The sequence below is a fragment of the Bacillus sp. BSL6 genome (genome assembly GCF_052928345.1).
The window spans coordinates 910,515-937,193 of record NZ_JAVGCW010000001.1; the positions used below are offsets into that span (position 1 = coordinate 910,515).

A 26,679-nucleotide genomic window follows, 5' to 3' on the forward strand; every position below is an offset into this window, starting at 1 on the left:
ATGACGATGAGCCATTTGTTAACGATGAGTGAATTATCGGAAGTAGAAATTTCAGAAATCCTAAAAGACGCAGAAGATTTTGCGAATGGGAAAGAGAGCAAAACGACAGAGCAAACTTTTGTTGCAAACTTGTTCTTTGAGAATAGTACGAGAACGAGATTTAGCTTTGAAGTTGCTGAGAAGAGATTAGGACTTGATGTTTTAAACTTTTCAGCTGATGCATCTAGCGTACAAAAAGGAGAAACTTTATACGATACGATAAGAACACTAGAATCAATCGGAACAAAAGCAGTGGTCATCCGCCATGAGCAAGATCGCTACTTCGATGAACTAAAAGATCAGGTGAATATTCCAATCTTAAACGCTGGAGATGGATGTGGAAATCATCCAACACAGTGCCTGCTCGATCTTCTTACCATTAAACAAGAGTTTGGAAGATTTGAAGGTTTGAAGATTGCGATAGTAGGAGATGTTCGTCATAGCCGAGTAGCACGTTCTAATGCAGAAGCATTAACGAAGCTGGGTGCAACAATTTACTTTGCAAGTCCAGAAGAATGGAAAGATGAAGACAACACATTTGGAACATACAAATCATTGGATGAACTTGTTCCAGAAGTGGACGTAATGATGTTACTCCGTGTACAACATGAGCGTCATGATCATTATGAAACAGACATTATGAAAGAGTATCATGAGAAACACGGATTAACAGTGGAAAGAGAAAAGCGTATGAAAGAAGGAAGCATTATTATGCATCCAGCTCCTGTAAACCGTGATGTTGAAATTGCAAGTGAACTTGTTGAGTGTGAGCGTTCACGCATATTTAAACAAATGGAAAATGGAGTTTACGTAAGAATGGCTGTACTAAAACGCGCCTTACCAAATGTATTAGGAGGAATGAAACATGAATTATTTGTTTAAAAATGGTCGTTATATGAATGAAGAAGGAAAAATCGTAGCAACAGATCTTCTCGTACAAGACGGTAAAATCGCTAAAGTAGCAGAAAATATTACGGCAGATAATGCTGAAGTAATCGATGTGAACGGAAAGTTAATCGCACCTGGATTAGTAGATGTACACGTACACCTTCGTGAACCAGGTGGTGAACATAAAGAAACAATTGAAACAGGTACATTAGCAGCGGCAAAAGGTGGATTCACTACAATTTGCGCAATGCCAAATACACGTCCAGTACCAGATTGTAGAGAACATATGGAAGACTTACAAAATCGTATTAAAGAAAAAGCGCATGTTAACGTATTACCATATGGAGCAATTACAGTACGTCAAGCGGGTTCTGAAATGACAGATTTCGAAACGTTAAAAGAACTTGGAGCATTTGCTTTCACTGATGACGGTGTAGGCGTACAAGATGCTAGCATGATGTTAGCTGCTATGAAACGTGCAGCGAAATTAAATATGGCAGTAGTTGCGCACTGTGAAGAGAATACTCTTATTAATAAAGGTTGTGTACATGAAGGGAAGTTTTCTGAGAAACACGGATTAAACGGTATCCCATCAGTATGTGAATCTGTACATATTGCAAGGGATATACTGCTTGCTGAAGCGGCAGATTGTCACTATCACGTATGTCACGTAAGTACGAAAGGCTCTGTACGTGTAATCCGTGATGCAAAGCGCGCTGGAATTAAAGTAACAGCAGAAGTAACACCTCATCACCTAGTGTTATGTGAAGATGATATCCCATCAGCTGACCCTAACTTTAAAATGAACCCACCGCTTCGTGGAAAAGAAGATCATGCAGCATTAATTGAAGGTTTATTAGATGGAACAATCGATATGATCGCAACTGATCATGCACCGCATACAGCAGAAGAGAAAGCACAAGGAATTGAAAGAGCACCATTCGGAATTACTGGTTTTGAAACAGCATTCCCGCTTTTATACACAAACCTTGTGAAAAAAGGAATTATTACATTAGAACAATTAATTCAATTCTTAACAGAAAAGCCAGCTGATACATTCGGCTTAGAAGCAGGTCGCCTGAAAGAAGGTAGAACAGCTGATATTACAATCATTGATTTAGAACAAGAAGAAGAGATTGACCCAACAACATTCTTATCAAAAGGAAAAAATACACCATTCGCAGGTTGGAAATGCCAAGGATGGCCGGTAATGACAATCGTTGGTGGTAAGATCGCATGGCAAAAGGAGAGTGCATTAGTATGAAAAGACAACTTATCTTAGAAGATGGAACAGTATTAATTGGAACAGGTTTCGGAGGAGAAATCGAAAAGTCAGGTGAGGTTGTATTTACAACAGGAATGACTGGATATCAAGAAACATTATCTGATCCATCATATTGCGGTCAAATTGTAACATTCACGTACCCATTAATCGGAAACTACGGCATCAACCGTGACGATTTTGAATCGATTCACCCATCTGTAAATGGTTTAATCGTAAACGAAATTTGTGATCACCCATCAAACTTCCGTAATGAAATTTCGTTAAATGACTACTTAAAAGAAAGAAACATTCCAGGATTAGCAGGAATTGATACGAGAAAATTAACGAGAAAAATTCGTCAATACGGTACATTACGCGGACGCCTTTGTAACATGGATGCAGATGTAGAGTACATCGTAAGCCAATTAAAAGCGACAGTATTTACAGACCATGTGAAACGCGTATCAACGAAAGATCCATACCCAAGCCCAGGCCGCGGACATCGTGTTGTATTAGTAGACTTCGGTATGAAACATGGTATTTTAAGAGAATTAAATAAACGTGATTGTGATGTAATTGTAGTTCCTTACAACACAACAGCCGAAGAAATTTTACGCCTTAGTCCAGATGGGATTATGTTAAGTAACGGACCTGGGGATCCAAAAGATGTACCAGAAGCAATTGAAATGTTAAAAGACATTATCGGTAAAGTTCCTTTATTCGGAATTTGCCTAGGACATCAATTGTTCGCGCTAGCATCTGGTGCGAATACAAGTAAGTTAAAATTCGGCCACCGTGGGTTAAACCATCCAGTAAAAAATCTTGCAACTGGAAAAGTAGCAATTACATCTCAAAACCATGGTTACGCAGTAGAAGAAGAATCAGTTGAAAATACAGAACTTGAAATTACACATGTTGCTTTAAATGATGGAACAGTAGAAGGTCTTCGTCATAAGAAGTTCCCAGCATTTACAGTTCAATACCATCCAGAAGCTTCAGCAGGACCAGAAGATGCAAATGATTTATTCGAAGATTTCTTAACAATGATTGAAAACTTCAAGAAAGAAGGGGAAGAGTTATGCCAAAACGCCTAGACATTAACACAATTTTAGTAATCGGATCAGGACCAATTGTAATTGGGCAAGCAGCGGAGTTTGACTACTCTGGAACACAAGCTTGTCAATCTCTTAAAGAGGAAGGTTACAAAGTAATCCTTGTTAACTCTAACCCAGCAACAATTATGACAGATACTGCAACAGCAGATAAAGTATACATTGAGCCTTTAACATTAGAATTTGTAAGCCGAATCATTCGTAAAGAACGTCCAGATGCAATCTTACCAACATTAGGTGGTCAAACAGGTTTAAACATGGCTGTTGAACTTGCAAAATCAGGCGTACTTGAAGAGTGCGGAGTTGAAATTTTAGGAACAAAATTATCAGCAATCGAGCAAGCGGAAGATCGTGATTTATTCCGTACATTAATGCAAGATTTAAATGAACCAACACCACCAAGTGAAATTATTCATAACCTTGATGAAGCATATGGCTTTGTAAACGAAATTGGTTATCCAGTAATCGTTCGTCCAGCATTTACATTAGGCGGAACGGGCGGCGGAATTTGCCATAACGAAGAAGAGTTAATTGAAATCGTAACAAGTGGTTTAAAACATAGCCCAGTAACACAATGTTTATTAGAGAAAAGTATTGCTGGTTGTAAAGAAATTGAATATGAAGTAATGCGTGATTCAAATGATAACGCGATTGTAGTATGTAACATGGAAAACATCGATCCAGTTGGTGTTCATACAGGTGATTCTATCGTTGTAGCACCGAGCCAAACGCTAAGCGACCGTGAATACCAAATGTTACGTAATACTTCATTACGAATCATTCGTGCACTAGGAATTGAAGGTGGATGTAACGTTCAGCTTGCACTAGATCCATATAGCTTCCAATACTATGTAATCGAAGTAAACCCACGTGTAAGTCGTTCATCTGCATTAGCATCTAAAGCAACTGGATATCCAATTGCGAAATTAGCAGCGAAAATTGCAGTCGGCTTAACATTAGATGAAATCGTAAACCCAGTAACACAAAAAACTTACGCTTGCTTCGAGCCAGCATTAGACTATGTTGTTTCAAAAATTCCACGCTGGCCATTTGATAAGTTTGAATCAGCGAACAGAACACTTGGAACGCAAATGAAAGCAACTGGTGAGGTTATGTCAATCGGACGTAACTTAGAAGAATCATTATTAAAAGCGGTTCGTTCTTTAGAGCTTGGCATTTATCACTTAGAATTAGATCACTTAAAAGAACTTGATAAAGAAACAATGAAAAAACGCATTATTAAAGCAGATGATGAGCGACTGTTTATCGTAGCAGAAGCAATTCGTCAAGGTGTAACGAAAGAAGAGATTAACGAATGGTGTGAAATGGACTTCTTCTTCTTACAAAAAGTTGAAAACATCGTAAATATGGAACGCGAAGTAAAAGCGAATGTAGGAAATATGGAAGTACTACAAACCGCAAAAGAAATGGGCTTCAGCGATCACTACATCGCAGCAGCTTGGAACAAAACGGAGCGCGAAATTTACGATATGCGTAAAGAAAATAATATGACGCCAGTATTCAAAATGGTAGATACTTGTGCGGCAGAGTTTGAATCTGCAACACCGTATTACTACAGCACATACGCTGAGGAAAACGAATCAATTGTAACAGATCGTAAGAGTGTAGTAGTTCTAGGATCTGGTCCGATCCGCATTGGTCAAGGTGTTGAGTTTGACTATGCAACAGTTCACTCAGTATGGGCAATTAAAGAAGCTGGATATGAAGCGATTATCATTAACAATAACCCAGAAACTGTTTCAACAGACTTCAGTATTTCTGACAAATTATACTTTGAACCATTAACGATTGAAGATGTAATGCACATCATCGATTTAGAAAAACCAGAAGGTGTTATCGTTCAGTTCGGTGGACAAACGGCGATTAACTTAGCGGCAAAATTAGAAGAACATGGTGTAAAGATTTTAGGAACATCACTTGAAGACTTAGACCGTGCAGAAGATCGAGATAAATTCGAAGCTGCTTTAACAAAACTTGGTATCCCACAACCAGTTGGTAAAACAGCAACGACTGTAGAACAAGCGGTAGCAATCGCAGAAGAAATTGGTTACCCAGTATTAGTAAGACCATCTTACGTACTAGGTGGACGTGCGATGGAAATCGTATATCGTCAAGAAGAACTACTGCACTACATGAAAAATGCAGTTAAAGTTCACGCAGATCACCCAGTATTAATCGACCGTTACATGGTCGGTAAAGAAATTGAAGTAGATGCAATTTCAGACGGTGAGAATGTATTCATTCCAGGTATTATGGAACATATTGAACGCGCTGGAGTTCACTCTGGTGACTCAATTGGAGTATATCCACCACAAAGCTTATCTGAAAAATTAAAAGAACAAATTATTGAACATACAATTGCACTTGGAAAAGGATTAAACATTGTTGGATTACTAAATATCCAGTTTGTCGTATTCGAAGATCAAGTGTACGTAATTGAAGTAAATCCACGTGCGAGCCGTACAGTACCATTCTTAAGTAAAATTACAGGTGTACCAATGGCAAACGTTGCAACGAAAGTTATTCTAGGGCAAGACCTAGTAGAGCAAGGATACGGAACGGGCTATCACCCAGAAGAGAAAGAAGTATATGTAAAAGCTCCGGTATTCTCATTCGCGAAATTACGCTCAGTGGATACAACATTAGGACCTGAAATGAAATCAACAGGGGAAGTAATGGGAAAAGATTTAACGCTTGAAAAAGCATTATACAAAGGGTTAGTTGCTTCTGGAATTAACATCCCAACGCACGGATCAGTAATCATTACTGTAGCGGATAAAGATAAAGAAGAGGCGATGGAAATTGCAAAACGTTTCCATGAAATCGGCTATAACTTATTAGCAACAGCTGGAACAGCAAAATCGTTAACAGAGCAAAATATCCCAGTACAAGTTGTAAACAAAATTGATTCTGAGGACTACAACTTACTAGATATTATCCGCCAAGGAAAAGCACAGTTTGTAATCAATACATTAACAAAAGGCAAACAACCAGCGCGTGATGGTTTCCGCATTCGCCGTGAATCAGTAGAAAATGGTGTAGCTTGCTTAACATCACTTGATACAACGAGAGCAATCTTACGAGTATTAGAATCTATGACATTCTCAGCTCATTCAATGAAAGAAATTACGCAAACAAAGCGTCACGAGGTGGTACATGCATGATGCAAAAGCAAAATATGATCGTCGTTAATCAAAAAGAAATCGCAAAGAACATTTACGAATTAGTGCTTCAAGGAACTTTAGTACAGCAAATGAACGAACCAGGGCAGTTTGTACACATTAAGGTAGCAGAGGGCATTGCGCCCCTTCTGCGCCGCCCAATTAGTATTTGTAATGTAGATCAAGAGAAGAACGAATTTACAATGCTATATCGTGCGGAAGGACAAGGGACAAAAACATTAGCAACTAGAAAACAAGGTGAAGTGGTAGATGTATTAGGACCATTAGGACACGGTTTTCCTGTAGAAGAAGCAGAAGCTGGTCAAACAGCTTTACTAGTAGGCGGGGGGATTGGTGTACCACCACTTTATGAATTATCACAGCGCCTCGTTGCAAAAGGTGTACGTGTGATTCACATCTTAGGTTTTCAAACGAAAGATGTAGTTTTCTATGAAGAAAAATTTGCAGAACTTGGTGATACGTACGTTGCGACAGTAGACGGTACACACGGTACAAAAGGATTTGTCACAGATGTAATTGATCATTACGGAATTGACTTTGATATTCTTTATTCATGTGGTCCGTTAGCGATGCTTCGTGCATTAGAAGGACGTTACAAAGAGAAAAAAGCCTATATTTCATTAGAAGAACGTATGGGCTGTGGTATTGGAGCTTGTTTCGCATGTGTATGCCACTTACAAGAAGATCCAAGTGGACATTCTTACAAGAAGGTGTGTAGCGACGGACCAGTATTTCCAATCGGGGAGGTTGTACTATGAACAGATTGCAAGTTGAATTACCGGGATTATCATTAAAAAATCCAATTATACCAGCATCTGGATGCTTTGGGTTTGGTCGTGAATATGCACAGTTTTACGATTTAAGTGTACTAGGATCAATCATGATTAAAGCGACGACAGAACAACCACGCTATGGAAATCCTACGCCTCGTGTTGCTGAAACACCGGGCGGCATGTTAAATGCAATCGGACTTCAAAACCCAGGATTAGAAAAAGTAATGAATTCTGAATTACCATGGTTAGAACAATTTGACCTTCCAATCATTGCAAACGTTGCAGGTTCACAAGCTGAGGATTACGTAGCGGTTGCAAAGGAAATTTCTAAAGCGCCTAATGTCCATGCACTGGAATTAAATATTTCTTGTCCAAACGTAAAAACAGGTGGTATCGCCTTTGGTACAAATCCTGAAATTGCTGCTGATTTAACGAAGCGAGTAAAAGAGGTTTCTGAAGTACCTGTATACGTGAAGTTGTCACCGAACGTGGCAAACATTGTGGAAATTGCAAAAGCGATTGAAAATGCAGGTGCAGATGGTTTAACGATGATTAATACATTGCTTGGTATGCGTCTAGATTTAAAAACAGCTAAACCAATTTTAGCAAACCGTACAGGCGGATTATCAGGTCCTGCGATTAAGCCAGTAGCAATTCGTATGGTACATGAAGTAAGTCAAGCGGTTAACATTCCAATTATCGGAATGGGTGGTATTGAAACAGCGGAAGATGTAATCGAATTCTTCTACGCTGGCGCAAGCGCAGTGGCAGTAGGTACAGCGAACTTTATCGATCCGTTCGTATGTCCGACAATTATTGAAGAGTTACCAGCATTACTAGATGAATTAGGATTTGATCACATTTCGGAATGTCAAGGAAGGAGCTGGAAGCAAACATGTCACAGTCGTTAATCGTTGCACTAGATTTCCCAGGGAAACAAGATGTAGAACAATTCTTGCGCCACTTTGAAGGGGAAGAGTTATTTGTCAAAGTTGGTATGGAGTTATTTTACAAAGAAGGCCCTGCAATTATTACGTACTTAAAAGAAAAAGGACATAAGATTTTTCTAGATTTAAAACTTCATGATATTCCAAATACAGTAAAAAGCGCTATGCGTAGCCTAGCTAGTCTAGATGTTGATATGGTAAATGTTCATGCTGCTGGGGGAAGCAGTATGATGAAAGCTGCGATTGAGGGATTAGAGGAAGGTAAGCAAGAAGGAAAAGAGAGACCGATTTGTATTGCAGTTACACAACTAACAAGCACTTCGGAAGCTATGATGAAAAAAGAGATCGGCATTGAGAAAACGTTAGAAGAAGCGGTTGCTCATTATGCAAAACTAACGAAAGAAAGTGGACTTGATGGCGTTGTTTGCTCAACACTTGAAGTTCCAAAATTACGTGAAGTATGCGGAAATGAATTTGTAACAGTAACACCGGGGATTCGTCTTGCAAGCGATGATGTAAATGATCAGGTGCGCGTAGCAACACCGAAACGTGCGAGGGAACTTGGCTCAAGCTATATCGTAGTTGGACGTAGTATTACAAAAGCAGAAAATCCGCTTGAAGCGTATAAAACAGTAAAACAACAGTGGGAAGGTGTAACAGTATGAAAAAAGAAATCGCATCGCATTTATTAGAAATTGGAGCAGTATTTTTACAACCGAATGATCCATTCACATGGTCTTCAGGTATGAAATCACCAATTTATTGTGATAACCGTTTAACTTTATCTTATCCGAAAGTACGTCAAGCGATTGCAGCTGGATTAGAAGAGTTAATTAAAGAGCACTTCCCAACTGTAGAAGTTATTGCAGGAACAGCAACTGCTGGTATTGCGCACGCTGCATGGGTAAGTGATCGTATGGATTTACCAATGTGCTACGTACGTAGTAAAGCAAAAGGTCACGGTAAAGGGAACCAAATCGAAGGAAAAGCTGAAAAAGGTCAAAAAGTAGTAGTAGTAGAAGACTTAATTTCAACTGGCGGCAGTGCAATTACATGTGTAGAAGCACTTCGCGAAGCTGGCTGTGAAGTATTAGGAATCGTATCAATCTTCACATACGAGCTAGAAGCAGGAAAAGAAAAGTTAGAAGCAGCGAACGTAGCATCATATTCTTTAAGTGATTACAGTGCATTAACTGAAGTTGCAGCAGAAAAAGGTATGATCGGACAAGCTGAAACGAAAAAATTACAAGAGTGGCGTAAAAATCCAGCTAACGAAGCTTGGATCACAGCGTAACACGAAAAAAGACGACTGCGGGGGAACGCGGTCGTCTTTTTATATCATTGTTATAATTTCATGTAACGAACAGATAGTAGGAACACCACATTTGAGTTGCGAGTTATCCCGATTTAACCATACCCCTTGCATTCCAGCTGCTGTACTACTAATTGCATCAGTCTCTAATCGATCGCCAATATAATAGCAATCTTTCATTTCAAGATTCAATTGTAATACGACCTTGTGAAACATTTCAGGGTCTGGTTTTGATACCCCAATTTCACTAGAAGTAAAAATATATTTGAAATACTGTAGAATGTTTAAGGCTGTTAATTTTTCGATTTGTTGTTCATATTCACCATTACTAATGATACCTAATGAGTGTCCTTTTTGCTGTAAACTTTGTAATGTATAGAGTACATCTTCAAACAGGGTCCAGCTGTTCTTATATAGTTCTATATATTGATTGAATCTATTCTGAGATTCTTCGGGTGATAGGTTTACTCCATATGTTTTAAATAAATGATCCATTCGCATTACTTGTTGTTCTTGAAAAGATAATTCCCTGGATAAAAATTTGTTGAAATATTCTTCTGATAATTCATGCCAGACTTTCGTTGCCTCTAATTTATTGCCTGAAAAAATAGTATTATATATTTGAAAAAAATCTATAATACCATTTCTTTCAGCAGCCTCATAATCAAGTAAAGTTCCATCAATATCAAAGAAAATCATATGACAATCTCCTTGCTAATAACTATTTAACGTTTTCCACAACCTCATATCCTCTCACAAACAATAGCGTCATATAAGAAACGATAAACGAGAAGATGCTGTACATGCCAACCCAAAAGAAAAATTTTGGAGTAAAGGCGATAACACCTATTATTAAAAAACTAGCAAACGTTACAATCGGCATTACGTAATACGTTTTCGTTTTGCGTGTTCCAATAACAGATACGATAAAGATAAATAATGGACAAATTAATAAGACGAAAATCAATTCATTCATAGGTATGTCCCCTTTTCTAATTGCAGTAATCCGTTTCTCGTAAACGTTTAAAACTAAATACTCTCTTAATATAATTTCGCTAAGTAATAATGAATACCTTTTGAAAGTCAGTAATTCATGATGAATTTTACAATAAAAAACGTAAGCAAGAGAACACTTGCTTACGTTATAAAATAAACATCGCAACGATCGTGGTGACAATTAAGCCAATCATAACTGGTAAAAAATTTCGGCGTGCAAGTTCAAATGGATCGACTTTACAAATCGCAGCGGCAGGAATAAGTGCCCAAGGAATTAACGTCCCACCCCCGGTCCATATAGCTGCAATTTGTCCGAGAGCTGTTAATGTAGCTGTTCCATGACCAAGTGCTGTGCCGAAAAGATTTGCAATGGAACCAGCAAGCGATATACCGGAAAAGCCAGATCCATCTAATCCTGTTATAACACCAACGATAGTTAAAGTTCCAGCTGATACATATTGATTTAAAGGAACAGTTTGAGATAAGGCGATCCCTAGGTCGTTAATGATTCCGTGTGAACCTTTCGGTAAATAGTCCCCGATAATTTTCACAAAGCCGCTATCTCCTAAATAAAAGAGTGCAGCGATTGGAATAACTGGTCCGAAAATTTTAAATCCAAATTGGAGACCTTCTATAAAATAATCGGTCGTTTTATTCAGTCCATTGCCTTTATAGGCGATGAGAGAAATGATGATAATCATAATAACAGTCGTCCCGCCGATAAGTGCCGTTGCATCGCTTCCTTGTAGTTTAAATTGAATCATGCAGAGGATATCGATGGCATATACGATCGGAATACAAATAGCGAGCCATTTTTTTGTCCGAGGAGATAATGAAGTGAGCGTTTTAGAAGACGCAGTTGATGAAATAGACTCTTGTATAGATAAGCCTGTATGAAATTCTTTTCGTAAGAAGAAAAAAGCGACGGAAGTTGTCACAATGCCCATAACGATAACGAGTGGAACACTTGCAGAAACAACGCTAGAAACAGGAAGACCAGCAGCGTCTGCGGTTAATTTTGGTGCGCCTTGTATAACGAAGTCGCCGGATAAAGCAATCCCATGACCGAATAAGTTCATAGCAATTGCCACTCCAATTGGCGGAAGGCCGACACGTACAGCAACCGGTAATAAAATAGCTCCCATTAAGGCAACAGCTGGAGAGGGCCAAAAGAAGAAAGAAATTGTCATCATCAAAAGACCGATAATCCAGTAGGCGAGGGTAGGGGTACGAATCATCTTTGTAAATGGTGAAATCATTGTATCATTTATGCCGGTATGAACGAGTAAATTGCTCATGGATACGATAATGGAAATGATTAATATAGTTGGTAATAGCTCAGTAATAGCGTAAATAAAACTTTGAAAAATGCCGCTAACGGCAAGAGGGATAGAACTTGTAGCAGTTAATGCTAATAAAAAGATGAAAACGATACAAATAATCGTCGTATCCTTTCGGAAAATAAAAAAGGTAATAATGGTGAGTAAACAAATAACATAGAGAGCGTGTAATAGCGTTAATTCAACTCCCATAACATTCACATCCTTTAGGCATTCGTGTAGTTTATTGTATGAAAGTAGGGTAAGTATGTGAGTATAGGAAAAAGAAAAAGTGAAATTTCATGTACTGTAATGGTAAGAATGATAAATGGATGTTACAATACAATTAATCCTAAAAATGGAATTTAGGGCGGGTTTATGCGCAAAAAAAATTGAATTTTGGGGATTTATCATATCTTGTAGTCTATTAATTATTTTAAACCTGTTTACAAACAATGAATGGATCAGTATTATACCTGTTTTCGGATTTGTTTTTGTACTGTTATATAACTGGGATGATATGAAACAATATAGTAAGAAAAGCATCGGAATTATGATAGGTATCATTGTTGTTTGCTCAATTTTTGTAGGATTTATTTTAATAGAAGGGCAGAAACAAATGGAGAAAATGTCTATTTTTCAAGAGTGGATGTCTTCTGCAAAAGGTCTTTATTTTGTAATTGTCGTTGTTGTTTTTCTAAGAATTGTCATAAACATAGCAAGTTACATATTAAAGGAGAGGTAGAATGGGGGAGTACGAATGAGAGAAAAAATAGGATATTATGGTGTACTCGTTTGTTTACTATTATCAGTTATTTCAGGGCAATTTCTTAAAAGTGAATGGATACCAGCTATATTATGTATAGGAGTATTAATTTTTGCACCTATGTATCGCTGGAAAGAATGGAAAGCATATACCCGAAAAAAGAAAATTGTTTTCAGTATCGAGTTTGTTATTATAATTAGCACGATTCCATTTTTGTTACTGAAGGGAAATGAAATAATAGATGGAATTGTAATGTTTCAAGGGTGGTTATTTTTTGCGAAATTGCTATATTTAATATGCATTTTAATAGTGGTAGCGCTAGTCGCTAAAAAAGTAAATGAAAAGTTATTCGCTAACGAATAGAAAATGCCACCTTATTTGGTGGCATTTTCTCATTTTATTGAATGAGCTTTTTGCATCTTTTTAATTAAACGAATTTGTCCGCGATGGTTGATCTCATCTTCAAATACGTGAAACCATTTAAAATAGTTATTTGCTTGTTTGTCATACCAAAAGTCTGTCGTTTTAAACAGCCATTCATCAGGTAACGATTGGAATGTTTCACTCGTTTTGGAACGTACTTCTTGTAATGTATCAATATAAAATTCTATAGAGTTTCCTTTTATTTTCTCGCGTCCATGAGCTTCTAACTCGAGGCCAGGTAACCATCTTTCTAGTTCGGCCTCCGTTGGTTCACGGTCTTCAAAAGTATGAATCTGGTAGTAAAATTCAACAGCAGCCATGTGATATAATAGCATGCCGATTGAATTTGCTTCCTCATTATATAAATAATCAAGTTCTTCCATTGTTAAATCTTCCATCCCTTGCATTGTTGTATAGCGAGCATAATTCATCATGGAAACAAGTTTGGAAAATTCAGGATGTAAACTATCGATTTTATCTATTACAAAGTTCAATTACAATTTCCCCTCTTGAAACGAATACTCCAGAGAAGGAATTCTATGTGCAGAGAAAAAATCCTGTTGGAAATTTCGAAATATTAAAAAGGGATTACAATTAGTTCTCTATTTGATTTTGTAATAACTTCATATCCGTCTTTTGTAATGACAATATCATCTTCAATTCTACAACCGCCCCAGTTCGGTATGTAAATACCTGGTTCAACTGTAACGACCATACCCTCTTCTAAAGTAGCCTTACTTTCTTGGGATAGGCGGAGAGGTTCATGAATTTCTAATCCAAGACCATGACCAGTAGAATGTCCAAAATATTGACCGTATCCATGCTCAGTAATGTAGTTTCTCGTTATATCATCGATACGTTTCGCAGTTTCTCCAGGCTTAATTGCTTCAGTCCCGCGTTTTAATGCTTCAAGTACAATATTGTATATCTTTTTGAATTCTTCTGATGGTTCCCCGATTACTACAGTACGTGTTATATCGGAACAATATCCGTCGTAAAGTGCACCGAAATCTAATGTAACGATGTCGCCTCGTTCAATTATTTTATTTGATGCAACTCCATGTGGAAGGGAAGAACGAACACCAGAAGCTACAATAATTTGAAATGATGAAGATGTAGCACCTTTTTTTCGCATGAAAAATTCTAATTCATCTCGTACAGTATTTTCACTTATTCCTGGTTTTAGAAACGTAAGAATGTGGTGAAATGCTTCGTCCGCAATATTAGCTGCAATTTTCATTCTTTCTATTTCAGGCGTGTCTTTAATGATACGAATATTTTCGATAATTTCGCACACTTGAATCATTTCCGCCTGTACGTACTTTTGCAAGTTTTTATATTGTTGCAATGTCATGTTGTTTTCTTCAATTCCGAGTTTTTGAATGTTTAATTTTGATACTTGATTTGCAACTTCTTCCTCTAAATTTCCTTTATGCATAATAATTTCAGCATCTTTTATTTGTGATTTTGCTTGATCTACATAGCGGAAATCTGTTATAAAAACAGCTTGATCGGCAGAGATTAAGACGGCGCCAGCACTACCTGTAAAGCCTGTTGCATATTGGCGGTTTTCTTTTTTTGTAATAAGTAACCCGTCAATTCTGTACTTATGTAGTTGTTTTTGGATATTAGTTATTCTTATATTCATTTTAATGCCTCCTTTTTATATTTAATAAAGCAAAAATTGTGCCAATATACTTATTGACAATAAAAGAGAAGAGGGAGTTTTGTGTCAAAAAAACTAGACAAATATAAAATGAGGATGTCAAAAATTTATACAGTAATGTAAACTTACATATTATAATCTTTCAATTCTAATATTATATTTTTTGTATAAATAAATGGTGATAATTGGTATAATAAGAGGTCGTTATGTTTTCTTGTAGATAAAGGTGCGTAACGAATAAATAGGAATAAGGAATGTGAGTATATGAAGAAATTAAGTAAAGTCATGTCATTTTGCTTTGCTGCTAGCATGCTAGTTGTAACAGGGTGTGAAAAAAGTGAAATCAAAGTTCAAGCAAATGAAACGATTGAACAGCTTGATGAAGCCCCAGAAGTGACAGAAAAAGAAGTGAAAAAGATTGTAAGAAAGAGTGTAGATGCAATAGCAAATGCATTTAGTGAGATGGAAAAAGAAAATGGATGGAGTCGAAATAATCCTGGAGATTTGGCGACAGCGAAAAAAGGAGTTAAGGGATTAGTTACAGAAAAATTTGTAGAGAACCAGCTTCCTAATTCGCTTGAAACATTTAATAGATCTAGAGAGACAGATATGTTGCCATTCCCTATTAATATTGAACCAGAAATGAGATTAACGTATACACAGAAAGATAAAAATTTAACGATTGAAACGATTATACCTTCAAATGATATGGGAAATGAAGCAGAGATATGGGAATTTATTTTCGTTTATAAAGATGGAAAATGGTTAATGGATAAATGGTCATCGCATACACCGAGAGACTTAAAACTTACGAAGGAAGAAGCTAGTGAGTTTCTGAAAATTCGAGGCTTTAAGAATGTCGATTTTGTTAAAGAGGAGAACAGTGGTGACAAAAAATATATTTTTAAAGAAAATGCTAGATTAATTGCTGTAGATGCAAAAACATCGGTTATTACATATGATTTAGATGAGCAAAAGCAGGAAAAAGAAACGAAAGAAAATAATAGTCAAGAACACGAAAACATTAAGGAAAATAGCATGAGTACGCATGCTATTTCTAAAGAAGAGAAGCAGACTAAAAAAGAAACTTCGTCAGCAGTAGGTAAAACTAAAGTTTTAAATGAGTTAGCGGCTCTAGAAAACCAAGAAAAACATACAAATGTCATGTCAACAAATGACATAGTAAATGAAATAGAAGGAAATTATGAACTGTGGGATAATAAACTAAATGAAATTTACAGTATATTAAAAAATACGATGTCCCCTGATGCATTTCAGTCATTAAAAACGAAACAAATTGCGTGGGTTAAAGAAAAGGAAAGTAAGGTTAAAGCAATTGGTACTGATACAAATAACGGGACGATGAGACGTATAGATGCTTCAGAGGAGAAATACAAGATGACAAAAGAAAGATGTTATGAATTAGTGAATGGGTATATGAACTAGTTGGAACGAATATAAAAATGCGTTGCTTATGAGCAACGCATTTTTATATTTAAGCTTTTAATTTCATTACAGTATCAGCATCCGGTGTAACATATACGGTTTGCTGATTGTCGTACGTAACAAAACCAAGTTTTGCACCACTCGGTTTTTTTACATGGCGTATTTTTGTGAAATCAACGGGTACAGAGCTAGATTCTTTTGCTTTACTGTAATAGGCAGCAATTTTTGCAGCTTCTAGTAAAGTTTCTTCAGCCGGTTCTAAAGAACGAATGACAACGTGAGAGCCAGGTATGTCTTTCGTATGTAACCAAATTTCATCACGACGGGCAAATTTCGTTGTTAAATAATCATTTTGTTTATTGTTTTTACCGACGAAAATCTCTGTGCCATCACTTGCTACATATTTATCTAATACTGGTTTAGTAGGCTTTTTCTTTCCGTTTTTCGTTTTACGATTGCGCATATAACCTTCTTCAGCTAATTCCTCACGAATTTCTTCAATATCTTTTGAAGAAGCAGCTTCCATTTGTTGAAGTAAGCTATCAAAATAAAGAATTTCTTCCTTTGTTTTTTCAATTTGTTCTTCTACAACAACAACGGAATTTTTCGCTTTTTGGTACTTTTGGAAATAGCGTTGTGCATTTTCAGATGGCGTTTTTAAAGGATCTAATGCGATCTTTACAGTTCCACCATTTTCATCATAATAGTTAACGACTTCAATATCTTTATCGCCTTTTTTCAAAGCGTACATATTGGCTGTAAGTAGTTCTCCAAATAGTTGATATTTATCTGCTTTTCCAGCATCTTGTAATGTTTTTTCTAGTTTAATGAGTTTTTTCTCATTTTTATTTTTTTCGTTTTGCATAAAGCGCTCTAAATCATGAGCTTGTTGTTTTACACGGTCACGCTCTGCTTTTCCAAAAAAGAAACGGTCTAGCAATTCACTAACAGATGAGAATGTCTTGTCTTCTCCAGCTAAGTGCGCAAGAGGGAAAAGATAAAAGAATTCTTTCCCATTTGAAGTAGTCATTGTTGGTGAATATGTATGAGTTAATAATGGTTTTTGTATGGAGAAAAATGCGTCAGCTAATGCTTTTTCATTTACCATACCTGCTTTTTTCACTACTTCTTTTGCGAATAACGGTGATATTCCGGTAAAGGTTCCGACTAGCTGTTTATCCATGTTTCCAGATAGAAAGTCTAACGGTCTAATAAATTCATCATTTGTTTCGATCTGAAGTGGGTTAATTTTATGTTGTGCTGGTGGTGCAATGTATTCAGCTCCAGCGTATACAGTTCGATGTCGGTTTACTGCTAAGGAAACGTGTTTTAAGCTATCTAAAATATTGTTTGTTTTTGTGTCTACTAAAATGATGTTACTATGTCGTCCCATAATTTCAATTACTAATGTTTTTAGCGATTCATCACCAATTTCATTTCTGCTACGAACGGTAATTTGAATAATACGCTCTAAATCAATTTGTTCAATTTTTTCAATGAATCCACCTTCTAAATGCTTACGAAGAAGCATACAGAACATTGGCGGAAGTGCAGGTGAATCATAATTTTGATTTGTTAAGTGTAAACGTGCATATGTCGGATGAGCGGAAAGAATCAGTTTTTGATTTTTTCCGTTTGCTCGAATATGTAATAAAATCTCGTATTTTGAAGGTTGATATATTTTTGAAATTCTTCCCGTGTAAAGAGAATTTGCAATTTCATGTGTAATCGCTCTTGTAAATAATCCATCGAATGCCATAAATGAACACTCCTTTCTAACTAAAAGTTAATTATAGCATTTTTTTGGACGAGGCTGAATAAGCTTTCAATAGAGTATGTCTGGAATCAGGAGGTCGATAGCAGGATGAACTGGTATGGAATGCGTGCACATGAAGTGGAAGAAAGAACGAATACGAATGTGAAGGTTGGACTTACAGAGAAAGAAGCAGAAGGGCGAATAAAAAAATTTGGTACAAATGAACTAGATGAAGCAAAAAGGCCTTCTGCACTAATGGTATTTTTGGCGCAATTTAAAGATTTTATGGTGCTTGTTTTGTTTGGTGCAACAATCGTTTCGGCTTTTTTAGGGGAATACATTGATTCTATTGCGATTGTGGCAATTGTTATTATCAATGGTATTCTCGGATTTTTTCAAGAAAGAAAGGCTGAAAAGTCCTTGGAAGCTTTAAAAGAGCTAGCCGCCCCACAAGTAACTGTACTGCGAAATGGAAAGTGGGTAAAGGCACCGTCTAAAGCACTCGTTTTAGGTGATGTTATTAAATTTTCTAGTGGCGATCGTATTGGAGCTGATGTACGTCTTGTTGAGGCGTCGAGTTTATATATTGAAGAATCAGCTTTAACAGGAGAGTCAGTTCCAGTGCAGAAGAAAGTAGAAGCGTTGCAAGGGCAAGATGTTTCAATTGGTGATCAAAAAAATATGGCTTTTATGGGTACGATGATTACACGAGGGTCTGGAACAGGAGTCGTTGTAGCAACGGGTATGAATACAGCGATGGGGCAAATTGCAAATATGTTGCAAAATGCAGAGCAAATGGAAACACCATTGCAAAGAAGATTAGAGCAACTTGGAAAAATATTAATTATTGTGGCTCTTATTTTGACAGCGCTTGTCGTGTTAGCTGGTGTGTATCAAGGGAATGAAGTATATCATATGTTTTTAGCTGGCGTGTCGCTAGCTGTTGCTGCTATTCCAGAAGGGTTACCAGCAATCGTTACAGTAGCTTTATCGCTTGGTGTACAGCGTATGATAAAAAAGAGAGCAATTGTAAGGAAGTTACCAGCAGTAGAAACGTTAGGCTGTGCTTCTGTCATATGCTCTGATAAAACAGGAACGATGACGCAAAACAAAATGATGGTAACACATATGTGGTCAGGTGGAGAATTATGGAAAGTGACAGGCCAAGGGTATGAACCTAATGGCTCTTTTATGAAAGGTGAAAAAGAAATTAATCCAGCTAAGACGAAATCACTTTATCAACTACTTACATTTGGTTCGCTATGTAATAACGCAAATATTATTCAAAAGAAAAAGGCGTATGTATTAGATGGAGATCCAACTGAGGGGGCGCTTGTAGCTGCAGCAATGAAAGCGGGGATAACGCGTGAGGCGCTGAAAGGGAAATTTGAAATTATTCGTGAATTTCCGTTTGATTCAACTCGAAAAATGATGAGTGTTATTGTACGAGATCGAGAGGGGAAAAAGTTTGTCGTTACGAAGGGAGCACCAGATGTCCTTCTGCAAATGAGTCAAACGATTTTATGGGGGGATAAGCAGCAACCATTAAGTGAGTTGTATAGAAAAGAAGTACAGGCGGCTATTCATAGCTTAGGTAGTCAAGCACTTCGAACAATTGCAGTTGCTTTTAAGCCTTTAAAAGTAACAGACTCAATTGAACATGAAAGAGACGTTGAAAAAGATTTTATGTTAGTTGGAATACAAGGAATGATTGATCCGCCAAGACCAGAAGTAGAGCAGGCAGTAAAAGAGTGCAGAGAAGCTGGTATTCGAACAGTGATGATTACAGGTGATCATAAAGTGACTGCAATGGCGATTGCAGAACAATTAAGCATTTTACCACCAGGTGGACGCGTTGTTGAAGGGGTAGAACTCGCAACTATGGATGTAGAAGAATTAGAAAATGTTGTAGAAGATACGTATGTATTTGCTCGTGTATCACCAGAACATAAATTAAAAATTGTTAAGGCGTTGCAAAATAAAGGGCATATAGTGGCGATGACAGGTGATGGAGTAAACGATGCTCCGGCTATAAAAACTGCGGATATTGGGATAGCGATGGGAATTACAGGGACAGATGTTGCAAAAGAAGCTTCATCTCTCGTATTGCTGGACGATAATTTCGCTACGATAAAATCAGCAATTAAAGAAGGTAGAAATATATACGAGAACATACGTAAGTTTATTCGTTATTTATTAGCATCGAACGTTGGAGAAATTTTGGTCATGTTATTTGCCATGTTACTTGCACTACCGCTGCCGATGGTTCCAATTCAAATTTTATGGGTGAATTTAGTTACTGACGGTTTACCGGCGATGGCGTTAGGTTTGGATAAGGCCGAGGGAGACGTGATGAAGAGAACGCCGCGTCATCCGAAAGAAGGGGTATTTGCTAGAGGGCTTGCCTGGAAAATTATAAGTCGTGGCTTTCTAATTGGGGCAGTGACGCTAGTAGCATTTATTATTGCGTATAATCAACATCCAAATGAACTGAAATATGCACAAACTGTAGCGTTTGCAACATTGGTACTTGCTCAGCTGATTCATGTATTTGATTGCCGAAGTGAGCATTCTGTTTTCCACCGCAATCCGTTTGGAAATGTGTATTTAGTAGGAGCGGTTATCATTTCATTACTACTCATGCTAGTCGTTATATATTATCCACCGTTACAACCGATTTTTAGCACGATGCCAATACAAGCGAGAGATTGGTTGTTAATTGGAGGTTTATCGTCAATTCCGACCTTCTTATTAGTAGGCTCTTTATTAACAGGGAAAAAGGGGAAGAAGGAAAAACCAATATTATATAAGAAGGGATTAAACTTGAAATAGTCAATGATATGAAAATGTGATATAATTTACAGAAGGTAGTAGAGCCTTGTCTCTATTACCTTTTTCATTGAGTTATTTCATGGCTTGGATGTGATAAAAAATGATTTGTAGTATGACAGGATTTGGAAGGTCGAAAGTAGAGAGTGATACTTTTCAAATTACAGTAGAAATGAAATCGGTGAACCACCGTTTTCTAGAGATGAGTATTCGACTACCGAAGCAAATGACGGTATTTGAAGACAAAATTCGTAAAATAATTGCACAGCAAGTTCGCCGTGGACGTATTGAAGTGTCTATTAGTATAGCGGGTGAAGGGCTTGTTGAAAGAAAATTAAGTGTGAATTGGTCGCTTCTTGAGCAGTACCAATCAATTATGGAAGATATAAAAGGAAAATTTCAATTACAAGATTCTATTACACTCGAGCAATTAATGGCAATGCCAGAAGTAACAGCGATTGAAGAGGTAGAAAACGTAAATGAACAATTTGAGAACAGTTTATATGAGGCTGTTCGCCAAGCTGCTCATATGTTAAAAACGATGAGAGATGGCGAAGGAGAACGATTACATAAAGATATAGCGTATCGCTTACAAGAGATTCATAATTGTGTAAATGCTATTATTCCGCATGCACCAATTGTTACACAAAAATATCGTGAACGATTAGAAAATCGCTTAAAGGAATTACATAATCAAGATCTAGATGAACAAAGATTGCTAACAGAAGTTGCAATCTTTGCTGAGCGTTGTGATATTCACGAAGAGTTAGTTCGTTTGCAAAGTCATTTAGAACAATTCCGTGAAACACTGCAGATTGAAGAGCCTGTTGGAAGGAAAATGGATTTCATCGTGCAAGAGATGCATAGAGAAATTAATACGATTGGTTCTAAGGCAAATGACTTAACAATTTCAAAATATGTTGTAGAAATGAAAAATAACCTTGAAAAAATTCGTGAACAAGTACAAAATATTGAGTAGCTTTCAAAAAATATATAAAGTTATACGTGGTGGAGAAATCGGATAGACTTACTAGGAGGCGCAAACTATGGCCATGCGGTTTTTAAATATTGGATACGGAAATATTGTATCTGCTCATCGAATTATTGCTATTGTAAGTCCGGAGTCAGCTCCTATTAAACGAACAGTACAGGAAGCACGCGAACATAATGCTTTGCTTGATGCTACGTATGGGAGAAAAACAAGGGCGGTTATTGTTATGGATGATGGGCATGTTGTATTAAGTCCAATTCAGCCAGAGACGATTGCACATCGTTTGAATAATAAAGAAGAGTTAAGTGAGGAAGGGTAGGTTTTACATATTTATGAGAAGTAGAAGAGGATTGCTCATCGTTCTTTCAGGACCTTCTGGGGTTGGTAAAGGAACGGTTCGAAAAGAGCTGTTTAGTCATGAGGATACACGTTTTCAGTACTCCATTTCAGTAACGACACGTAAGCCACGTGAAGGTGAAGTGGATGGTGTGGATTATTTCTTTAAAGAGAGAGAAGAATTTGAGGAAATGATTCGTAATGAAAAATTACTTGAGTGGGCTGAGTTCGTAGGTAATTATTACGGAACACCAATTGACTATGTTGAAAAAACATTACAAGAAGGAAAAGATGTATTCTTAGAAATTGAAGTGCAAGGAGCAATTCAAGTTAAGAAAGCTTTCCCAGAAGGTGTATTTATTTTCTTAGCACCTCCAAGTTTATCTGAACTAAAGAACCGAATTGTCGGTCGTGGTACAGAAACTGAAGATGTTATTGAAAATCGTTTAACGGTAGCGAAAGAAGAAATTGATATGATGGACGCTTACGACTACGTTGTAGAAAACGACCAAGTTGAACTAGCTTGTGAAAGAATTAAAGCAATTGTGGTTGGCGAACATTGCCGCCGCGAAAGAGTAGCAAAATATTATAAAGAAATGACGGAGGGTCTATAATTATGTTAAATCCATCAATTGATTCATTATTAACAAAAATCGATTCTAAATATACACTTGTAACAGTGGCTGCAAAACGTGCGCGCGAAATGCAACTTGCTAATAACTGTGTTGTAGAAAAACCAGTTTCTCATAAATGTGTAGGTAAAGCATTAGAAGAAATCGATATGGAAGCGTTAAGCTACGTACCAAGTGAAGATAAAGTAACTGAATAAGACTTTGTCTTCGACAATTTAAAACATAGACTTTATAATTTTCTATGTAACGGTAACAACCTATTTACAAGTAGGTTGTTATTTTTTTACGGTAGGGAAGAAATATTGATACTGATGAGCTGATAATCTTGTTTCAGTATTATAAGTTTGAAAAAGAAAGAGGACGAGCCATATGCTAAAAGGGAAAAAGATACTTTTATGTGTAACAGGAGGCATTGCGGTCTTTAAAGCGGCTGCGTTAACGAGTAAATTGACACAATCTGGTGCTATTGTAAAAGTAATGATGAGTGAGTCGGCAATGAAATTTGTTACACCTCTTACATTCCAAGCGCTTTCTCGCCATGATGTATATACGGATACATTCGATGAGAAAGACTCAGCTGTTATTGCTCATATCGATTTAGCAGATTGGGCAGATGTTGTACTTGTTGCACCTGCTACAGCCAATTGTATTGGAAAGTTAGCTAACGGTATTGCAGATGATATGATTACAACTACTTTGTTAGCTACTACAGCCCCAGTGTGGATTGCACCTGCTATGAATGTGCATATGTATGAAAATAAAATTGTTCAAAAAAATATGATGACGTTAAAAACGTTAGGATATACATTTATTGAGCCCGGAGAAGGTTTTTTAGCGTGTGGTTATGTAGCGAAAGGGAGATTAGAAGAACCTAAAGCGATTATCGCACGGTTAGAAGAGGCTTTTTCAGAACAAAAACCATTGCATGGAAAAAGAATATTAATAACTGCTGGTCCAACACGTGAAAAGATTGATCCAGTTCGTTTTATGACCAATTTTTCTTCTGGAAAAATGGGATATGCGATTGCGGAAGTGGCAGCGAACTTAGGTGCTGATGTTATACTCGTTTCGGGACCGACAGCATTACATCCACCATTACATGTAACTACGGTGCAAGTGGAATCTGCACAAGATATGTTAGAGGCGGTTATTCAACATTATGAAGACGTAGATGTTGTTATTAAAACAGCAGCAGTTGCAGATTATCGCCCGAAATACGTTCATGATAATAAAATGAAAAAGAAAAATGGCGATGCTGTAATTGAGCTAGAGAGAACAGTAGATATTTTAAAAACGTTAGGTGAGATGAAGGACAAACAGTTACTTGTCGGTTTTGCAGCTGAAACGACAAACGTAGAGGAATATGCAACGAAAAAATTACGTGAGAAAAATGCGAATATGATTGTTGCAAACGACGTAAAGGCGCAAGGAGCTGGATTTGGTACAGATACGAACATTGTAACAATGTATAGAAAAGATGGAGAAGTTATAGAGTTGCCACTTTTAACGAAGAAAGAGGTTGCTCGTGAAATATTAAAGCAAATTGAAATGATGTTAGAAGATGATCGTCTATGAAATTTGCAAGTGTAATTGTTGATGTACCTGCACGTCAGACAGATCGACCATTTGATTATATTATCCCTAAAAAATGGGAAGATATTGTCCAGACAGGCATGCGTGTAGTAGTTCCGTTTGGCCCAAGGAAATTGCAAGGTTTTATTATTGGGATTAAAGATTCGGTTGAAGTAGAAAGTAAGAAGTTAAAGACAATTCATGAAATTTTAGATGTAACACCCGTTTTAAATGAAGAGTTGTTAAAGCTAGGGTATTGGCTTACAAGTGAAACGTTATGTTATATGATTTCAGCTTTTCAAGTTATGCTTCCAACGGCGATAAAAGCAACATATAAAAAACGTCTACAACTTCGTAAACAAGAAGAAGTAGCACCTGAACTACTGTTTTTATTTCAGGACAAAGAAGCGATAGATTGGGAAGCGATTGAGACGCAGCCACAGCTATACCGCACGATTCAACAAGAAATTAAACATGGTACGATTGAAGTTGTTTATCAAGTAAAAGATAAAGTACAAAAGAAGAAACAAAGAGTCGTTCAACCGGAGTTGCCAGAAGATAAATTAGAATTAGCAGCATTTGAACTGAAAAGTAAAAAACAACAAGATGTCCTCTATTATTTTGTGGAAAATTATAAAAGTGTACCGTTGAAAGTAATAACAGAAGAGTTACAAATAACAGATGCTCCAATTAAAGCACTTGTTAAAAAGGGACTACTCTCAGAAAAGTATGTGGAAGTGTACCGAAATCCGTATGACGATGACGATTTTGAACAAACGAAACCATTCCCACTTACTGAGGAACAAAAGCAAGTTATTACACCGATTTTATCATCAATTACAAATGAAACTTACAATCCATTTTTACTATATGGTGTTACAGGAAGCGGAAAAACAGAAGTATATTTACAATCTATAGCAGCGGTGCTCGAGAAAGGAAAAGAAGCTATTGTACTTGTTCCTGAAATTGCACTAACGCCTCAGATGGTAGATCGTTTTAAAGGTAGATTTGGCTCACAAGTTGCAGTTCTTCATAGTGCGCTGTCTGTTGGAGAAAAATATGATGAATGGCGTAAGATTTTAAGAAAAGAAGTGAAAGTCGTAGTTGGTGCACGTTCAGCTGTATTTGCTCCTTTTGAAAATTTAGGGATTATTATTATTGATGAGGAACATGAATCGAGCTACAAGCAAGAAGATAATCCGAGGTATCATGCAAGGGATGTAGCTGTGTGGAGAGGACAATATCATAAATGCCCTATCGTTCTTGGTAGTGCAACACCGACGCTTGAATCGTTTGCAAGAGCGAAAAAAGGTGTGTATGAATTACTGACGATGGAAAAACGTATGAACGAACAAGCTTTACCGACAGTAGAGATTGTTGATATGCGTGAAGAACTTCGTGACGGGAATCGCTCCATGTTTTCAAAGGCACTGCATGAAAAAATAGCAGATCGGTTAGAAAAGAAAGAACAAATGGTGCTCTTTTTAAATAGAAGAGGTCATTCTACATTTGTTATGTGCCGTGATTGCGGGTATGTTGTACAATGTCCGCATTGTGATATCTCGCTGACATATCATAAAATGAATCATCGTTTAAAATGCCATTATTGCAGTTACGAAGAAAATATGCCGACTGCGTGTCCTGCTTGTCAAAGTACATACATTCGTTTCTTTGGTACAGGTACGCAAAAGGTAGAAGAAGAAATTACAAAACTATTTCCAGAGGCACGAGTCATTCGAATGGATGTAGATACGACGAGTCGTAAAGGGATGCATGAGAAATTATTAAAGGCGTTCGGGGAAGAAAAAGCAGATATATTACTTGGAACACAAATGATTGCAAAAGGGTTAGATTTTCCGAAAGTAACGCTTGTTGGTGTTTTAACTGCTGATACGATGCTTCATTTACCTGATTTCCGGGCGAGTGAAAAGACTTATCAGTTATTGACGCAAGTAAGTGGACGAGCAGGCCGACATGAATTGCCAGGGGAAGTTATAATTCAAACGTATACGCCAGAACATTATAGTATAGAGTTAGCAAAGAACCAACAATATGATGTGTTTTTTGATCAAGAAATGCAAATGAGGCGAACGAGACAATACCCACCTTATTACTATGTTGTACTTGTGACGGTATCTCATCCAGAATTATTAAAGGCAGTACAAGTGACGGAAAAAATTGTCGGTCATTTACGGACGCACTGTTCGCAGCAAACGATGGTGTTAGGACCGGTTGCTTCAGCAATTCCAAGGATAAAAGATAGATATCGTTATCAATGCATGATAAAATACAAACGGGAACCAAACTTAAAGAACGTGCTCAAAATGGTAAATGAACATTATCAAGCAGAAATGCAAAAAGAGCTACAAATCTCAATTGATTTTAATCCAACAATGTTAATGTAGCGGA

Annotated in this window: 24 protein-coding genes; 18 read left to right on the forward strand and 6 right to left on the reverse strand. The window is 37.1% G+C overall.

The window, feature by feature from the left end:
• The first annotated feature begins 6 nt into the window (after positions 1–6).
• Genes pyrB through pyrE form a run of 8 tightly spaced genes read left to right on the forward strand, consistent with a single transcriptional unit; the run spans position 7 to position 9,520 of the window.
• Positions 7–921 (forward strand): aspartate carbamoyltransferase, encoded by a 915-nt coding sequence (gene pyrB, locus RCJ96_RS05095; RefSeq protein ID WP_000018857.1) that lies wholly within the window; start codon positions 7–9, stop codon positions 919–921.
• Positions 905–2,191 carry a dihydroorotase gene (pyrC, locus tag RCJ96_RS05100; protein WP_001108374.1) on the forward strand — a complete coding sequence of 429 codons (1,287 nt, stop codon included), beginning with the start codon at positions 905–907 and terminating at the stop codon, positions 2,189–2,191. The genes pyrB and pyrC overlap by 17 nt, the downstream gene beginning before the upstream one ends.
• Complete coding sequence (locus RCJ96_RS05105; protein WP_000828682.1) at positions 2,188–3,285, forward strand: carbamoyl phosphate synthase small subunit; 1,098 nt, start codon at positions 2,188–2,190, stop codon at positions 3,283–3,285. The genes pyrC and RCJ96_RS05105 overlap by 4 nt, the downstream gene beginning before the upstream one ends.
• Positions 3,270–6,488, forward strand: coding sequence for a carbamoyl-phosphate synthase large subunit (carB, locus tag RCJ96_RS05110; RefSeq protein WP_048557651.1), 3,219 nt, complete (start codon positions 3,270–3,272; stop codon positions 6,486–6,488). Before RCJ96_RS05105 ends, carB begins: the two co-directional genes overlap by 16 nt.
• Positions 6,485–7,264, forward strand: coding sequence for a dihydroorotate oxidase B electron transfer subunit (pyrK, locus tag RCJ96_RS05115; RefSeq protein ID WP_074606271.1), 780 nt, complete (start codon positions 6,485–6,487; stop codon positions 7,262–7,264). Before carB ends, pyrK begins: the two co-directional genes overlap by 4 nt.
• Entirely contained in the window at positions 7,261–8,190 is a 930-nt protein-coding gene (gene pyrD, locus RCJ96_RS05120) for a dihydroorotate oxidase B catalytic subunit (RefSeq protein ID WP_001081057.1), read from the forward strand. The genes pyrK and pyrD overlap by 4 nt, the downstream gene beginning before the upstream one ends.
• The gene (gene pyrF / locus RCJ96_RS05125; protein ID WP_000083496.1) at positions 8,175–8,891 is read left to right on the forward strand and encodes an orotidine-5'-phosphate decarboxylase; all 717 of its coding nucleotides are present in this window, start codon (positions 8,175–8,177) and stop codon (positions 8,889–8,891) included. Before pyrD ends, pyrF begins: the two co-directional genes overlap by 16 nt.
• Complete coding sequence (gene pyrE, locus RCJ96_RS05130) at positions 8,888–9,520, forward strand: orotate phosphoribosyltransferase (protein WP_000711449.1); 633 nt, start codon at positions 8,888–8,890, stop codon at positions 9,518–9,520. The genes pyrF and pyrE overlap by 4 nt, the downstream gene beginning before the upstream one ends.
• 39 nt (positions 9,521–9,559) lie before the next feature.
• Here the strand turns inward: pyrE and RCJ96_RS05135 are convergent, their stop codons facing one another.
• The 3 genes from RCJ96_RS05135 to RCJ96_RS05145 all read right to left on the reverse strand — a co-directional run bounded on the left by RCJ96_RS05135 (position 9,560) and on the right by RCJ96_RS05145 (position 12,066).
• Positions 9,560–10,237 (reverse strand): HAD family hydrolase, encoded by a 678-nt coding sequence (locus RCJ96_RS05135; protein ID WP_416503906.1) that lies wholly within the window; start codon positions 10,235–10,237, stop codon positions 9,560–9,562.
• A gap of 22 nt (positions 10,238–10,259) precedes the next feature.
• Positions 10,260–10,514: a YbeF family protein gene (locus tag RCJ96_RS05140; protein WP_001003918.1), complete on the reverse strand. Its 255-nt coding sequence runs from the start codon at positions 10,512–10,514 to the stop codon at positions 10,260–10,262.
• A gap of 166 nt (positions 10,515–10,680) precedes the next feature.
• The gene (locus RCJ96_RS05145; protein ID WP_074606267.1) at positions 10,681–12,066 is read right to left on the reverse strand and encodes a hypothetical protein; all 1,386 of its coding nucleotides are present in this window, start codon (positions 12,064–12,066) and stop codon (positions 10,681–10,683) included.
• Positions 12,067–12,181: 115 nt separating this feature from the next.
• Between RCJ96_RS05145 and RCJ96_RS05150 the strand changes: the two genes are divergently transcribed.
• Together RCJ96_RS05150 and RCJ96_RS05155 are read left to right on the forward strand one after the other, a co-directional pair.
• Entirely contained in the window at positions 12,182–12,598 is a 417-nt protein-coding gene (locus RCJ96_RS05150) for a YoqO family protein (RefSeq protein ID WP_254848874.1), read from the forward strand.
• A 15-nt stretch (positions 12,599–12,613) separates the two neighbouring features.
• Positions 12,614–12,982, forward strand: coding sequence for a YoqO family protein (locus RCJ96_RS05155; protein WP_001208255.1), 369 nt, complete (start codon positions 12,614–12,616; stop codon positions 12,980–12,982).
• A 29-nt stretch (positions 12,983–13,011) separates the two neighbouring features.
• On the opposite strand, the gene RCJ96_RS05160 is transcribed toward RCJ96_RS05155, so the two are convergent.
• Positions 13,012–13,536 carry a DinB family protein gene (locus tag RCJ96_RS05160; RefSeq protein WP_242304508.1) on the reverse strand — a complete coding sequence of 175 codons (525 nt, stop codon included), beginning with the start codon at positions 13,534–13,536 and terminating at the stop codon, positions 13,012–13,014.
• 83 nt (positions 13,537–13,619) lie between these two features.
• A complete protein-coding gene (locus RCJ96_RS05165; RefSeq protein WP_074606264.1) occupies positions 13,620–14,690 on the reverse strand; it encodes a M24 family metallopeptidase in 1,071 nt (356 codons plus the stop codon).
• A 282-nt stretch (positions 14,691–14,972) separates the two neighbouring features.
• Here RCJ96_RS05165 and RCJ96_RS05170 point away from each other — a divergent pair, with 282 nt between their 5' ends.
• A complete protein-coding gene (locus RCJ96_RS05170) occupies positions 14,973–16,154 on the forward strand; it encodes a lysozyme inhibitor LprI family protein (RefSeq protein ID WP_270794505.1) in 1,182 nt (393 codons plus the stop codon).
• Positions 16,155–16,203: 49 nt separating this feature from the next.
• Here RCJ96_RS05170 and RCJ96_RS05175 read toward each other — a convergent pair whose 3' ends face one another.
• Complete coding sequence (locus tag RCJ96_RS05175; protein WP_000863254.1) at positions 16,204–17,913, reverse strand: Rqc2 family fibronectin-binding protein; 1,710 nt, start codon at positions 17,911–17,913, stop codon at positions 16,204–16,206.
• A 105-nt stretch (positions 17,914–18,018) separates the two neighbouring features.
• On the opposite strand from RCJ96_RS05175, the gene RCJ96_RS05180 reads away from it, so the two are divergent.
• From RCJ96_RS05180 to priA, 7 genes are all read left to right on the forward strand, one after another.
• Positions 18,019–20,742 (forward strand): calcium-translocating P-type ATPase, SERCA-type, encoded by a 2,724-nt coding sequence (locus RCJ96_RS05180; RefSeq protein WP_001104746.1) that lies wholly within the window; start codon positions 18,019–18,021, stop codon positions 20,740–20,742.
• A gap of 100 nt (positions 20,743–20,842) precedes the next feature.
• A complete protein-coding gene (locus RCJ96_RS05185; protein ID WP_000564125.1) occupies positions 20,843–21,718 on the forward strand; it encodes a YicC/YloC family endoribonuclease in 876 nt (291 codons plus the stop codon).
• A 67-nt stretch (positions 21,719–21,785) separates the two neighbouring features.
• Complete coding sequence (gene remA / locus RCJ96_RS05190; RefSeq protein ID WP_001251458.1) at positions 21,786–22,049, forward strand: extracellular matrix/biofilm regulator RemA; 264 nt, start codon at positions 21,786–21,788, stop codon at positions 22,047–22,049.
• 13 nt (positions 22,050–22,062) lie between these two features.
• Positions 22,063–22,680, forward strand: a complete 618-nt coding sequence (gmk, locus tag RCJ96_RS05195) for a guanylate kinase (RefSeq protein ID WP_001257738.1) — start codon at positions 22,063–22,065, stop codon at positions 22,678–22,680.
• Positions 22,681–22,682: 2 nt separating this feature from the next.
• Positions 22,683–22,895 (forward strand): DNA-directed RNA polymerase subunit omega, encoded by a 213-nt coding sequence (gene rpoZ, locus RCJ96_RS05200; protein WP_000933970.1) that lies wholly within the window; start codon positions 22,683–22,685, stop codon positions 22,893–22,895.
• Positions 22,896–23,067: 172 nt separating this feature from the next.
• Positions 23,068–24,273 (forward strand): bifunctional phosphopantothenoylcysteine decarboxylase/phosphopantothenate--cysteine ligase CoaBC, encoded by a 1,206-nt coding sequence (coaBC, locus tag RCJ96_RS05205; protein WP_416503904.1) that lies wholly within the window; start codon positions 23,068–23,070, stop codon positions 24,271–24,273.
• Positions 24,270–26,675, forward strand: a complete 2,406-nt coding sequence (priA, locus tag RCJ96_RS05210; protein ID WP_000666727.1) for a primosomal protein N' — start codon at positions 24,270–24,272, stop codon at positions 26,673–26,675. The genes coaBC and priA overlap by 4 nt, the downstream gene beginning before the upstream one ends.
• Positions 26,676–26,679: the final 4 nt, after the last annotated feature.

Excerpts from the sequence above, each read along its gene's own strand:
- remA (WP_001251458.1), top strand. The coding sequence starts at position 21,786 with ATGGCCATGCGGTTTTTAAATATTGGATACGGAAATATTGTATCTGCT.
- RCJ96_RS05145 (WP_074606267.1), bottom strand. The coding sequence starts at position 12,066 with ATGGGAGTTGAATTAACGCTATTACACGCTCTCTATGTTATTTGTTTA.
- RCJ96_RS05105 (WP_000828682.1), top strand. The coding sequence starts at position 2,188 with ATGAAAAGACAACTTATCTTAGAAGATGGAACAGTATTAATTGGAACA.
- gmk (WP_001257738.1), top strand. The coding sequence starts at position 22,063 with ATGAGAAGTAGAAGAGGATTGCTCATCGTTCTTTCAGGACCTTCTGGG.
- RCJ96_RS05165 (WP_074606264.1), bottom strand. The coding sequence starts at position 14,690 with ATGAATATAAGAATAACTAATATCCAAAAACAACTACATAAGTACAGA.
- RCJ96_RS05175 (WP_000863254.1), bottom strand. The coding sequence starts at position 17,913 with ATGGCATTCGATGGATTATTTACAAGAGCGATTACACATGAAATTGCA.
- pyrB (WP_000018857.1), top strand. The coding sequence starts at position 7 with ATGAGCCATTTGTTAACGATGAGTGAATTATCGGAAGTAGAAATTTCA.
- RCJ96_RS05185 (WP_000564125.1), top strand. The coding sequence starts at position 20,843 with ATGATTTGTAGTATGACAGGATTTGGAAGGTCGAAAGTAGAGAGTGAT.
- pyrE (WP_000711449.1), top strand. The coding sequence starts at position 8,888 with ATGAAAAAAGAAATCGCATCGCATTTATTAGAAATTGGAGCAGTATTT.
- RCJ96_RS05140 (WP_001003918.1), bottom strand. The coding sequence starts at position 10,514 with ATGAATGAATTGATTTTCGTCTTATTAATTTGTCCATTATTTATCTTT.
- carB (WP_048557651.1), top strand. The coding sequence starts at position 3,270 with ATGCCAAAACGCCTAGACATTAACACAATTTTAGTAATCGGATCAGGA.
- priA (WP_000666727.1), top strand. The coding sequence starts at position 24,270 with ATGAAATTTGCAAGTGTAATTGTTGATGTACCTGCACGTCAGACAGAT.
- pyrF (WP_000083496.1), top strand. The coding sequence starts at position 8,175 with ATGTCACAGTCGTTAATCGTTGCACTAGATTTCCCAGGGAAACAAGAT.
- rpoZ (WP_000933970.1), top strand. The coding sequence starts at position 22,683 with ATGTTAAATCCATCAATTGATTCATTATTAACAAAAATCGATTCTAAA.
- pyrD (WP_001081057.1), top strand. The coding sequence starts at position 7,261 with ATGAACAGATTGCAAGTTGAATTACCGGGATTATCATTAAAAAATCCA.
- RCJ96_RS05180 (WP_001104746.1), top strand. The coding sequence starts at position 18,019 with ATGAACTGGTATGGAATGCGTGCACATGAAGTGGAAGAAAGAACGAAT.
- RCJ96_RS05150 (WP_254848874.1), top strand. The coding sequence starts at position 12,182 with ATGGATGTTACAATACAATTAATCCTAAAAATGGAATTTAGGGCGGGT.
- RCJ96_RS05155 (WP_001208255.1), top strand. The coding sequence starts at position 12,614 with ATGAGAGAAAAAATAGGATATTATGGTGTACTCGTTTGTTTACTATTA.
- coaBC (WP_416503904.1), top strand. The coding sequence starts at position 23,068 with ATGCTAAAAGGGAAAAAGATACTTTTATGTGTAACAGGAGGCATTGCG.
- pyrC (WP_001108374.1), top strand. The coding sequence starts at position 905 with ATGAATTATTTGTTTAAAAATGGTCGTTATATGAATGAAGAAGGAAAA.
- pyrK (WP_074606271.1), top strand. The coding sequence starts at position 6,485 with ATGATGCAAAAGCAAAATATGATCGTCGTTAATCAAAAAGAAATCGCA.
- RCJ96_RS05170 (WP_270794505.1), top strand. The coding sequence starts at position 14,973 with ATGAAGAAATTAAGTAAAGTCATGTCATTTTGCTTTGCTGCTAGCATG.
- RCJ96_RS05135 (WP_416503906.1), bottom strand. The coding sequence starts at position 10,237 with ATGATTTTCTTTGATATTGATGGAACTTTACTTGATTATGAGGCTGCT.